This window comes from Streptomyces solicavernae (assembly GCF_029968095.1).
GTDB classification, from domain to species: Bacteria; Actinomycetota; Actinomycetes; order Streptomycetales; family Streptomycetaceae; genus Streptomyces; species Streptomyces solicavernae.
Map to the genome: position 1 here is coordinate 228,262 of NZ_JASCIR010000008.1, position 11,373 is coordinate 239,634.

An 11,373-nucleotide genomic window follows, 5' to 3' on the forward strand; every position below is an offset into this window, starting at 1 on the left:
AGTCATGGCAGCACGGACGGTGCGGACCGGCCTGATGGGACTCGCAGCGGCGCTCACGGCGACCGCGTTCACCGCGCCCGCCGCCCAGGCCGACTCCGGAACGGGGCACCGGGCGACACAGGAGGCGATGGACGCGGCCGTCGCGGCGGGCGTGCCCGGGGTGGCCGGGCAGGCGCGGGACGCGCACGGCGTCTGGAAGGGCACGTCGGGCGTCGGCGACCGCGAGTCGGGCGCCCCGCGCAGCGCCCACGACCGCTACCGGATCGGCTCGCTCACCAAGACCTTCGTGTCGACTGTCCTCCTGCAGCTCCAGGCGGAGGGACGCATCGACCTGGACGACCCGGTGGACAAGTGGCTGCCCGGCGTCGTCGACGGCAACGGCCATGACGGCACGAAGATCTCCGTACGGCAGCTCCTCAACCACACCAGCGGAATCTTCAACTACACCGCCGACCCGGACATCGCCCGCAAGGCCTTCACCACGGACTTCCTGAAGCACCGCTACGACACGTACACGCCCGAGCAGATCGTCGCCGTCGCGATGCGCCACGAGCCGGACTTCGCGCCGGGCACGGACTGGCGCTACTCCAACACCAACTACGCCCTCGCGGGAATGATCGTGGAGAAGGTCACGGGCCGTACGTACGCGGACGAGGTCGAGGACCGGATCATCGAACCCCTCGACCTGCACGCCACGAGCCTGCCCGGCACCGACCCCACCATGCCGGAGCCCAGCAGCCGCGCCTACTCGAAACTGGCGCCGCCGGACCAGGACGGGCCGATGTACGACGTCACGGAGATGAACCCGTCGGTGGCGGGCGCGGCGGGCGCGATGATCTCCGACTCGGCCGACATCAACCGCTTCTACTCGGCCCTGCTGCGCGGAAAGCTGCTGCCGGAGCGGGAGTTGAAGGAGATGAAGACGACGGTCCCGGCCGGCGAGGACGCCCTGTCGTACGGCCTCGGCCTGATGAAGTTCAGCGGCCTCTCCTGCGGCCAGGAGGTCTGGGGCCACGCGGGCGGTATCAACGGCTCGTCCACGTACGGCGTCACCACGGAGAACGGCCGCCACTCCCTGGCCTTCAACTTCAACGGGGACTCGGAGGGGGAGGCGGGGCCGATCCTGGAGGCCGAGTACTGCGGGAAGTAGCGGCTGCGTACTGCGGGCAGTAGCGCCTGCGCCGGAGGGGCTGATGTTCAGCCCCTCCGGAATCCGAAGGCGCGAAGCGCTTACCGCGGCAGCACCACCACGTACGCCGCCGGATCCCGGTCGGCCGCAGCCATCAGCGCCGTCCGCACGACCGTCGCCTGCTGGTCGAGCGCCGTGCGCAGTTTCGCGGGCGTGACATGGACCACCGTGATCCCCAACTGCTCCAGGAGCTCCCGCCTGCGGACGTACTCCTCCCACCCGGCGTCCGGACTCGTCCGCATGTCCAGCTCCACGGCCACGGACTGATCCGGCCAGTACGCGTCCACGCCCCCCAGGGGCGGCCCGCCCGGCAGCCGCAGGTCCACGTTCCACACCGGGTCGGGCAGCCCGTACTCGCGCACCATCTGGAACAGCCGGTCCTCCGCGACGGCCCGCCCCTCGGCGCGCAGCGACTCCACCGCGTCCACCACGTGCGGCCGTTGAAGGAGCCGCGCCTGCTCCAACTCCCTTACAACAGCGGCCAGTTCACAGTGGCCGCCGCCTACGGCCTCGGCGAGGAGGCGGCGTACCGCACCGGCGTCCGTGAGCCGTTCGGCCGCGTCCGCGAGCGCCCGCGGCACCGGAGCGACATGCACCCCGGCGATCTGGCGCGGCCGCGGCAGCGCCGCGCTGCGCACGATCCGGGCGCACCCGGTGGACCGCAGCCGCCGGGTGCGCGGCACGAGCGCGTCGATCCGGTCGAGGGAGAGCAGCGGGGGAGCGGAGGCGAACCCGTGCAGGGCCAGCGCCGCCAGCCCCGTGATCATCGCCTCCTCGTACGGCAGCACCGCCGCGTCCCCGACGACCGGCCGCGGCGCCTGCTGCGGTACGGAGCCGGGGCCCGGGGGCCGTCGCGCGTACAGCAGGACGGCGTGCAGCAGCTCCTCGCCGGTCGGCGGCCCGGGGTGCGGCAGGAACACCCCGGGCAGCAGTTCCTGCCGGGGCGAAGGGCGGTGCGACACGGGGGTGTTGTGGTTCATGAGGGCCAGATTCCCGACGTTCCCGGGCGCTCTAACCGCTGTTACGACTCTGTCGACAAACGCGGACAAGCCTGTCCTCAAGCCCGCACCCCCAGGAACCGAAAGGCGCAGGTCCAGCAGGTCCATTCGGGGGTTACGGGGTGCCGTTCACCTGACTTGTCACAATTTCCCGTACGGCCGGGACGGGCCGGGACCGGCCGGGACCGGCAGGAACCGGCCGGTCCCGGCCGCTCCTACGCCCCCGCGTCGCACGCCTGTCCGCGCAGCACCCGCGCGAGGTCGTCCCGGGCTTCGAGGACCAGCCGCCGCAGCGCGGGCGCCGCATCCGCGTGGGAGGCCAGCCACGCGTCCGTGTCCGCCAGCGTCGACGGCGAGTCGAGCAGCGCCGGGAACAGCCCCCGCACCACATGCATCCCGATCTGGATCGACCGCTCCCGCCAGACCCGCTCGATCGCCGCGAAGTACTTCGGCGCGTACGGCGCGAGCAGCTCCCGCTGCGACGGCTGGGCGAACCCGGCGATCGTCGCCTCGACCAGCGCGTTGGACAGCGCGTCCGACTCCGCGACCTGCGCCCACGCCTGCGCCTTGACCGCAGCCGAGGGCCGCGCGGCCAGGCACCGCACCTGGTGCCGCTTGCCGGACGCGGTGTCGTCGCGCCGCAGCTCCGCGGCGAGCACGGTCTCGTCGGCCCGGCCGTGCGCGGCGAGCGGTTCCAGGAAGGTCCAGCGCAGCTCCTGGTCGACGTCGAGCCCGTCGATCTTCGCGGTGCCGTCGAGCAGCCCCTGGAGCAGCTGCAGGTCGGCGTCGGCCACCGCGACGGAGGCGAAGAACCGGGCCCAGGTCAGCTGATGCTGGCTGCCCGGATCGGCGAGCCGCAGCTCGCTCAGGGCGCCCTCGGCGACGAGCCGGCCGCCCTCCTCGCGCCAGTCGGGGGCGGCGTAGTGCGTGACGGCCGACCGTGCCCAGGTGTGCAGCATCTGCAGGACGCCGATGTCGCTCTCCTGCCCGGCGAACCGCAGCACGAGCCCGATGAAGTCCCGCGCGGGCATGAGCGCGTCCCGCGTCATGTTCCACAGCGCCGACCAGCACAGGGCCCGCGCCATGGGGTATCCCCTGCTCGAACCCTGTTGAGAGCTTGGGGAGGGATCGGTCAGCTCCCCGAGGTGGCCGCGGAGCGTGTCCAACGACCCCTCGTCGAAACGGATCTTGCAGTACGTGAGGTCGTCGTCGTTGACGAGGATCAGCGCGGGCCGCTCCTCGCCCGCCAGCTCCGCGACGACGGTGCGCGGCCCGTCCACGTCGGTCTCGGCACGGGCGTACCGCACGAGCTCACCCTCCGGGCTCAGCCGGTACAGGCCCACGGCGACGCGGTGCGGCCGCAGTTCGGGGTCCGCCGACGGAGTCGGCTGATGAGGCGCGGTGGCCGCCTCCTGCAGGACCGCAAGCTCGGTGATCCGGCCCTCGGCGTCGTAAGTGGCAAGCGGCGTGAGGGTGTTGACCCCGGCCGTCTGCAGCCAGGATCTGGCCCACTCGCCCATGTCCCGCCCGGAGGTCTCCTCAAGCGCGGACAGCAGGTCGCCCAGCTCCGTGTTCCCGTACGCGTGCCGCTTGAAGTAGCGCCGCGCGCCCTCCAGGAACGCCTCCTGCCCGACGTACGCGACGAGCTGCTTCAGCACCGCCGCGCCCTTCGCGTACGTGATCCCGTCGAAGTTGAGCTTGGCCGCCTCCAGGTCGTGGATGTCGGCCGTGATGGGGTGCGTGGAGGGCAGCTGGTCGGCGCGGTACGCCCAGGACTTGCGATTGTTGGCGAAGGTGATCCAGCCGTCGGTGAAGCGCGTCGCACCGACCATCGAGAACGAGCCCATGAAGTCCGCGAAGGACTCCTTGAGCCACAGGTCGTCCCACCACTGCATGGTGACGAGGTCGCCGAACCACATGTGCGCCATCTCGTGCAGGATGACGTTGGCCCGCCGCTCGTACGACGCCTGCGTCACCTTGCCGCGGAAGATGAACTCCTCGCGGAACGTCACCAGACCCGGGTTCTCCATCGCACCGAGGTTGTACTCGGGCACGAACGCCTGGTCGTACTTCCCGAAGGGGTACGGGTAGTCGAAGTGGTCGTGGAAGAAGTCCAGGCCCTGCTTGGTCACCAGGAACACGTCGTCGGCGTCGAAGTACGGGGCGAGGCCCTTGCGGCACATCGCGCCCAGCGGGACCGTCAGCGTCGAGCCGTCCGCGAAGGTGCGCTCGTAGGTGTCGGTGACGTAGTGGTACGGACCGGCGGCGACGGCGGTGATGTACGTGGAGATCGGCTTGGTCTCGGCGAACTTCCATACGCCGTCGACGAGCTCCCCGGCCCCGTTGGACCACACGGTCCACCCCTCGGGCGCCTGGACACTGAAGCGGTACGGCGCCTTCAGGTCGGGCTGCTCGAAATTGGCGAAGACCCGGCGGGCGTCGGCCGGCTCGTACTGGGTGTAGAGGTACACCTCGCCGTCCTCGGGGTCGACGAAGCGGTGCATGCCCTCGCCGGTGCGGCTGTACGCGCACTGCGCGTCGACGACCAGCTCGTTCTCGGCGGCCAGGTCCTCCAGGCGGATGCGGGCGCCGTCGAAGACCTCGGACGGGTCGAGGTCGGCGCCGTTCAGGGAGACCGCGGTGACGGACGGGGCGATCAGGTCGGCGAAGGTCGCGGCGCCGGGGTCGGTGCAGCGGAACCGGATCGTCGTCACCGAACGGAACGTCCGCGTCCCCGTCTCGCCGCCGCCGAGGGCCGACCGGAGGTCGAGGGCGACGTCGTACCCGTCGACGGACAGCAGGGCCGCCCGCTCACGGGCCTCGTCACGGGACAGGTTCTCACCGGGCACGGGCACTCCTTCGGGCCTTGTGGGCGCACTGATCGTTCGATTTTGCTCCCGATCCTGCCATGCGCGCACGGGCCGGGACATCCGGGAATGACCCGGGCCCGCCCGCTGTTGTGGGGATCTGGACGCGCACGACGGCCACCGGATTCCGTACGAGGAGAGACATGACGACCAAGGCGCCGAACGAGTCGCAGGACAAGGTCATCGCCGACTTCTGGTTCGACCCCCTCTGTCCTTGGGCGTGGATGACCTCGCGCTGGATGCTGGAGGTGGAGAAGGTCCGCCCGGTCGAGGTCCGCTGGCATGTGATGAGCCTCAGCGTTCTGAACGAGGACCGCCTGGACGAACTCCCCGAGCAGTACCGCGAGTTGCTCACCAAGGGCTGGGCCCCGGTGCGCGTGGTGACGGCCGCGCAGCAGCTCCACGGCGACGAGGTCGTCGGGGATCTGTACACCGCGCTCGGCACCCGCTTCCACAACCGCGGCGAGGACGCGACCCGCGAGACGATCGCCGCGGCCCTGAAGGACGTGGGCCTGCCGGCCTCCCTCCTCGACTACGCGGACTCGGAGAAGTACGACGCGGAGCTGCGCGCCTCCCACCAGGAGGGCATCGACAAGGTCGGCCAGGACGTCGGCACGCCGGTCATCGCGGTCCCGGGCGCGGACGGCGAGCAGGTCGCCTTCTTCGGCCCCGTCGTCACCCCGGCCCCGAAGGGCGAGGCGGCCGCGAAGCTCTGGGACGGCACCCTCCTTGTGGCCTCGACCCCGGGCTTCTACGAGATCAAGCGCACCCGTACCGCGGACCCGGACTTCTCCAACCTGGACTGACCGCGCATCGGCGCACGGAAGGGCCCCCCGAGTCACGTCCTCGTGGGGCCCTTCTTCTGTCCGCCCGCCCGGCGAAGGTGGAGAAGACGATCACGAGGCGGGACGTTCTTGTGCGGCTCGGCCCGGTCTCAGGGGGCGAGCAGCAGGTTGTACGAGCGCTCCTTGGCGGCCGCGTAACGCTTCGCCACGTCCTGCCAGTTGACGACCGCCCACATGGCGTCGATGAAGTCGACCTTCTGGTTCTTGTACTGCAGGTAGAAGGCGTGCTCCCAGGCGTCGAAGACCAGGACCGGCGTGGAGCCCTGGCCGACGTTGCCCTGGTGGTCGTAGATCTGCTCCACGATCAGCCGCCCGCTCACCGGCTCGTACGCGAGCACACCCCAGCCCGAACCCTGCGTGGTCGCGGCGGCCTTCGTCAGCTGCGCCTTGAAGCCCGCGAATGAGCCGAAGGACTCGGCGATGGCGTCCGCGAGGTCGCCCACGCCGTCGGCGGCCAGCGGCTCGCCGCCGCCGTCACCGGTCATGTTCTGCCAGTAGATGCTGTGCAGGATGTGCCCGGAGAGGTGGAAGGCGAGGTTCTTCTCCAGGCCGTTGATCGAGCCCCACACCTCCTTCTCGCGGGCCTCCTCCAACTGTTCGAGGGTGTCGTTCGCACCTTTCACATACGCCGCGTGGTGCTTGTCGTGGTGCAGCTCGATGATCTCGGGGCTGATCACGGGAGCCAACGCGGAGTAGTCGTAAGGGAGTTCCGGAAGTGTGTAGACGGCCATCGTGGTCCCCTCCAGGCTTATTGCAAGTCTGTTGCAAGTGCAGGCTAGCAGCAAGTGATCGTCGGGGTGCGGTGGATCCGTACGACGAAGGCCCCCGCCCGGACGTATCCGGGCGGGGGCCTTCGCGGCAGTGCGGGCGATCAGCTCTTGGCGTCGGCCTTCTGCTTGTCGGGGGAGTCGGGGGAGTCGGGGGAGTCGGGGGAGTCGTCGGACTTGGCGTCCGCCGCTTCCGCGGCCTCCTCCGTCTTCACCTCGGCGGTCTCGGCGTCGGCCTCCGCTTCGGCCTCCGCTTCGGCCTTTTCCTCAGCCTTGGCCTCTGCCTTGTTCTCCGCCTTGGCCTCCGCCTTGTTCTCCGCCTTGGCCTCCGCCTTGGCCTCCGCCTTGGCCTCCGCCTTGGCCTCGGGCTCCGGCTCGGCGTCCTCTGCCTCGGGGGACTCCGGAGCCTCGGGGGCCTCCGGAACCTCGGGAGCCTCGGTCTCGACCGGGGCCTGCGTGTCGCCGCCCGCCGGGGCCGGCGGCAGCTTGCCCGCCTTCAGGTCCTCCAGCTCGGCGGCCAGGGTGTCGACCTTGGCGTGCGCGGCCTTCACGGAGTTGGACTGCTGCAGGATGTAGCCGATGACGATGAGCACGAGCGTCAGGCCGCCCGTGTAGTACAGCTGGATCCGCGTGCCCTCCTCGCGCGCCATGAGCACAAAGACCGCGGCCATGCCGGCGAGCGCCACCCACGTCAGGTACGGGTAGGCCCACATCTTCACGACCAGCTTCTCCGGCGCCTCGCGCTGCAGCTTCTTGCGCATCCGCAGCTGGGCCGCGGCGATGAAGAACCAGACGACGAGGATGATCGCGCCGATGATGTTGAGCAGCCAGGCGAACAGCGTCTCCGGGTACCAGTAGCTGAGCAGCACGCAGACGAACCCGAAGACGCTGGAGGTCAGCACGGCGGCACGGGGGACGCCGCCGGAGATCCTGCCGAGGAGCTTCGGGCCCTGGCCGCGGGCGACGAGCGAGCCGGCCATGCGGGAGGCACCGTAGATGTTGGCGTTCATCGCGGAGAGCAGGGCGACGAAGACGACCACGTTCATGATCTGGCCCGCGGCCGGCAGGCCGAGCGCCTCCAGGGTCACGACGTACGAACCCTTGTCGGGGTTGGGCAGCGCCGGGTTGTTCCACGGGACGAGGGTGGCGATGACCGCCATCGAGCCGACGTAGAAGATCGCGATGCGCCACATCGCGGTGCGCACGGCCTTCGCCACGCCCTTGACCGGGTGCTCCGACTCGGCCGCCGCGATGGTGACGGTCTCCAGACCGCCGTACGCGAAGACCGAGGCGAGCAGGCCGACGATCAGGCCCTCGCTGCCGTTCGGGAAGAAGCCGTCCTGGCCGGTGAGGTTGGACAGGCCCGGCGGCTCGTGGTCGGGCAGGACGCCCGCGATGGCGGCGACGCCGATGCCGAGGAAGAGCACGATCGCGCCGACCTTCAGCGCGGCGAACCAGAACTCGAACTCACCGAAGTTCCGCACCGAGATCAGGTTGGTGACGCAGAAGAGCAGCATGAACAGGGCGACGAAGGCCCACTCGGGCACGCTCGGCACCCAGCCGTGCGCGATCTTCGCGGCGCCGATGCCTTCGAGGCCCACGGCCACGCAGAGCAGGAACCAGAACGACCAGCCGGCGGTGAAGCCCGCCCACGGGCCGATCGCCCGCTCGGCGTGCACCGAGAAGGAGCCGGAGGCCGGGTTGGCGGCGGCCATCTCGCCCAGCATGCGCATCACGAGCATGACAAGGGCGCCGGAGATCGCGTACGCGATGATGATCGACGGTCCGGCCGCGGCGATCGCGGCGCCGGAGCCCACGAACAGTCCGGCACCGATCACACCGCCGAGGGCGATCATGGAGAGATGGCGCTGCTTCAGGCCGTTGCCGAGCCGTGCTTCGGTCGCGGTACCCGAATCGTGCTCTTTATCCAGAGTTGTCCGAGACATGGTCGAGGGGAGTCCAGTACGTGAGACGGTAGAAGGCCCCGCCAGTGTGAGCGTCGTCTCCGCTCAGCAGAAGATCTGGCTCGCTATCCGGACAATTCTTTGACCTGAAGTGCACGTTCGGTCACCGCGTGTTGCGGTGTCGTCGCTCTCGCCACTCGCGCAGGCCCGCGACCGCCATCACCGCGGCCGTCGCACCCGTCGACCAGAGCAGCTGCGGCCGCGCCTCCGCGTCCGTCAGCATCAGCCCGACCACCGCGGCGATCGCGGCGAGCGCGGTCCAGGTCAGCCACGGGAAGCCCCACATCTTCAGGACGAGCTTCTCCGGCGCCCGGCGCTCGATCAGCCGCCGCAGCCGCAGCTGGGACACGGCGATCAGCGCCCACACGAACAGCAGCACCGCGCCGACCGAGTTGAGCAGGTACTTGAAGACCGAGTCCGGCCACTTCAGGTTGAGCAGCACGGAGACGAAGCCGAACGCCACCGAGGCGAGCACCGCGAGCCGCGGCACCCCGCCGCCCGACACCTTGAGCAGCGCCTTCGGGGCCTCCCCGCGCTCGGCGAGCGAGAAGATCATCCGCGACGAGCCGTACAGGTTGGCGTTGAGCGCCGAGAGCAGCGCCACGAACACCACGATGTTCATGATCTGCCCGGCCGACGGCACCCCGATCGAGTCGAGCACCTTGACGTACGGGCTGATCCCCGCCTGCTGCGCGGTCCACGGCAGCACGGTCACGATCACCAGCATCGAGCCGACGTAGAAGAACAGGATCCGCCAGACCGCGCTGCGCACCGCGCGGGCCACCGAGCGGGCCGGGTCGGCGGACTCGGCCGCCGCGATCGTCACGACCTCCAGGCCGCCGAAGGCGAAGACGACCGCGAGGACCCCGGAGACCACGCCCTGCCAGCCGTTCGGCAGGAACCCGTCCCGCCCGGTGAGGTTGGTGAGGCCGACCGGATCGGTGTCCGGCAGCAGCCCGAACACGGCGAGCGTGCCGAGGACGAGGAACAGCACGATCGCCGCGACCTTCAGCAGGGCGAACCAGAACTCGAACTCCCCGAAGTTCCGCACCGCGGCCAGGTTCGCGCCGGTGAAGAACAGCATGAAGATCAGTACCCAGGCCCACTGCGGTACGGAGGCCACCCATCCGTTGGCGATCTGCGCGGCGGCCGTCGCCTCCACGGCGAGCACGACGACGAGCAGCATCCAGTAGAGCCAGCCCACGCTGAACCCGGCCCAGCGCCCGATCGCCCGCTCCGCGTGCACCGAGAACGAACCCGAGGCGGGCATCGCCGCGGACATCTCGCCGAGCATCCGCATCACCAGCATCGCGAGCGTGCCCGCGATCAGATACGACAGGACGATGCCCGGCCCGGCCACGGAGATCCCCGCGCCGGAGCCCACGAACAGCCCGGCGCCGATCACGCCGCCGAGGCCCAGCATGGTCAGATGCCGCTGCTTCAGGGCGTGGGAGAGCGGCTCCGACTCCTGAAGGGGCGGCTTCGGGTCCTGCGGCGCGGCCGCGTGGGCCGTGGAGTCGGGCATGTGGTGGCGCTCTCAGCGATTTGGTGGGACCCCACAGTCTGTCCCCGGCACCCCGCTTTCCGCAAAAGCGACGGTGCCGCTCTGGCCTGGCGTGATGAGGGTCACTCCGGGCGCCGGTGTGGGCTCCGGCCTTTGTGCGGATCACACCAAGACCCCAACTTCCCCTTTGTCAGGGCCTCATGGTGAACGCGCGTACGACGGTGGGCTAACGTCGCAAGGTCCGTACCACCACCGCCGCACCACGTCCTGCCAGGGAGTCCTCATGGCCACTGCAGCCGTCACCACCCGTCCCGGCCAGGTCCTCGCCGACCTGCTGCCCGCCTCGCGCACCCGCGATGTCGCGCTGGTGGCCGGCGGCGCCGTGCTCACCGGGCTCGCCGCCCAGGTCGTCGTCCCGGTGCCGGGCTCCCCGGTCCCGGTCACCGGCCAGACCTTCGCCGCGCTCCTCGTCGGCACCGCGCTCGGCGCCCGCCGCGGGTTCGCCGCCCTCGCCCTGTACGCGCTGGCCGGCATCGCGGGCGTCCCGTGGTTCCAGGGCGGCACCGCGGGCTGGGGCGGGGCGTCCTTCGGGTACGTCCTCGGCATGCTGCTCGCCGCGACGCTGGTCGGCGAGCTGGCCCGCCGCGGCGGTGACCGGTCCGCGCTGCGGATGGCGGGCACGATGGCCTTCGGCTCCCTGGCGATCTACGCGGTCGGCGTGCCGTGGCTGATGGCTGCGACGGGACTCTCCTTCACGGCCGCCCTCGCGGCGGGCGTCGTCCCCTTCCTCATCGGCGACGCGCTGAAGGCCGCGCTGGCCATGGGCGCCCTCCCGTCGGCCTGGAAGCTGGCGGGGCGTCGAGGCTGAGGCGTTCCTTCTCCCTCCTCTCCCTCCTCAAGCGCCGGAGGGGCTGACTTTCAGCCCCTCCGGCGCTTGACTTTGTTCGGTGCCGGGGAGGGGGTCACCCCCCGGCACCGAACACCCCCTCGGGTCGTACGTCACACCCTGTACCGCCTCCACCGGGTGCTCCCCGAACGGATGGTTCAGGTTCCGGCCGAGCCGGGAGGCGGACAGCGGCGCCTACGACGGCGCCCCCTCCGGCGGCGGTCGGTCCGGAGGGGGCGTGTGCGGAGGGCGGGGTGGGTCAGGCGTTGATCTTGGTCTTCGGGTCGGTGGTGTCCTCGGGCTTGGGCTGGGGGTTGGTGGTGGGGGTGGTGCGGGGGCGGCGGCGTTCGCGC

Annotated in this window: 7 protein-coding genes and 1 pseudogene; 3 read left to right on the plus strand and 5 right to left on the minus strand. The window is 70.7% G+C overall.

From position 1 onward, the window contains the following. Nucleotides 1–4 precede the first annotated feature (4 nt). Nucleotides 5–1,150 carry a serine hydrolase domain-containing protein gene (locus QIS99_RS12950; RefSeq protein ID WP_282513370.1) on the plus strand — a complete coding sequence of 382 codons (1,146 nt, stop codon included), beginning with the start codon at nucleotides 5–7 and terminating at the stop codon, nucleotides 1,148–1,150. Nucleotides 1,151–1,230: 80 nt separating this feature from the next. Here QIS99_RS12950 and QIS99_RS12955 read toward each other — a convergent pair whose 3' ends face one another. Then, the gene (locus tag QIS99_RS12955; RefSeq protein WP_282513371.1) at nucleotides 1,231–2,169 is read right to left on the minus strand and encodes a hypothetical protein; all 939 of its coding nucleotides are present in this window, start codon (nucleotides 2,167–2,169) and stop codon (nucleotides 1,231–1,233) included. A gap of 233 nt (nucleotides 2,170–2,402) precedes the next feature. After that, the gene (pepN, locus tag QIS99_RS12960) at nucleotides 2,403–5,036 is read right to left on the minus strand and encodes an aminopeptidase N (protein ID WP_282513372.1); all 2,634 of its coding nucleotides are present in this window, start codon (nucleotides 5,034–5,036) and stop codon (nucleotides 2,403–2,405) included. Nucleotides 5,037–5,197: 161 nt separating this feature from the next. Here pepN and QIS99_RS12965 point away from each other — a divergent pair, with 161 nt between their 5' ends. Further along, nucleotides 5,198–5,860: a mycothiol-dependent nitroreductase Rv2466c family protein gene (locus QIS99_RS12965; RefSeq protein ID WP_282513373.1), complete on the plus strand. Its 663-nt coding sequence runs from the start codon at nucleotides 5,198–5,200 to the stop codon at nucleotides 5,858–5,860. Between the two features lie 128 nt (nucleotides 5,861–5,988). On the opposite strand, the gene QIS99_RS12970 is transcribed toward QIS99_RS12965, so the two are convergent. From QIS99_RS12970 to QIS99_RS12980, 3 genes and pseudogenes are all read right to left on the minus strand, one after another. Further along, nucleotides 5,989–6,630, minus strand: a complete 642-nt coding sequence (locus QIS99_RS12970; RefSeq protein ID WP_282513374.1) for a superoxide dismutase — start codon at nucleotides 6,628–6,630, stop codon at nucleotides 5,989–5,991. A 581-nt stretch (nucleotides 6,631–7,211) separates the two neighbouring features. Further along, nucleotides 7,212–8,612 (minus strand): annotated as a pseudogene (locus QIS99_RS12975) (amino acid permease); the annotation flags it as partial. A 121-nt stretch (nucleotides 8,613–8,733) separates the two neighbouring features. Next, entirely contained in the window at nucleotides 8,734–10,155 is a 1,422-nt protein-coding gene (locus QIS99_RS12980; protein WP_282513375.1) for an amino acid permease, read from the minus strand. 262 nt (nucleotides 10,156–10,417) lie between these two features. Here QIS99_RS12980 and QIS99_RS12985 point away from each other — a divergent pair, with 262 nt between their 5' ends. Then, nucleotides 10,418–11,002 (plus strand): biotin transporter BioY, encoded by a 585-nt coding sequence (locus QIS99_RS12985; RefSeq protein ID WP_282513376.1) that lies wholly within the window; start codon nucleotides 10,418–10,420, stop codon nucleotides 11,000–11,002. The last annotated feature ends 371 nt before the right edge of the window (nucleotides 11,003–11,373 follow it).

What these genes read in the sequence shown, in the direction of transcription:
- QIS99_RS12970 (WP_282513374.1), bottom strand. Translation starts at nt 6,630, where the DNA reads ATGGCCGTCTACACACTTCCGGAACTCCCTTACGACTACTCCGCGTTG.
- QIS99_RS12985 (WP_282513376.1), top strand. Translation starts at nt 10,418, where the DNA reads ATGGCCACTGCAGCCGTCACCACCCGTCCCGGCCAGGTCCTCGCCGAC.
- QIS99_RS12950 (WP_282513370.1), top strand. Translation starts at nt 5, where the DNA reads ATGGCAGCACGGACGGTGCGGACCGGCCTGATGGGACTCGCAGCGGCG.
- QIS99_RS12980 (WP_282513375.1), bottom strand. Translation starts at nt 10,155, where the DNA reads ATGCCCGACTCCACGGCCCACGCGGCCGCGCCGCAGGACCCGAAGCCG.
- QIS99_RS12965 (WP_282513373.1), top strand. Translation starts at nt 5,198, where the DNA reads ATGACGACCAAGGCGCCGAACGAGTCGCAGGACAAGGTCATCGCCGAC.
- QIS99_RS12955 (WP_282513371.1), bottom strand. Translation starts at nt 2,169, where the DNA reads ATGAACCACAACACCCCCGTGTCGCACCGCCCTTCGCCCCGGCAGGAA.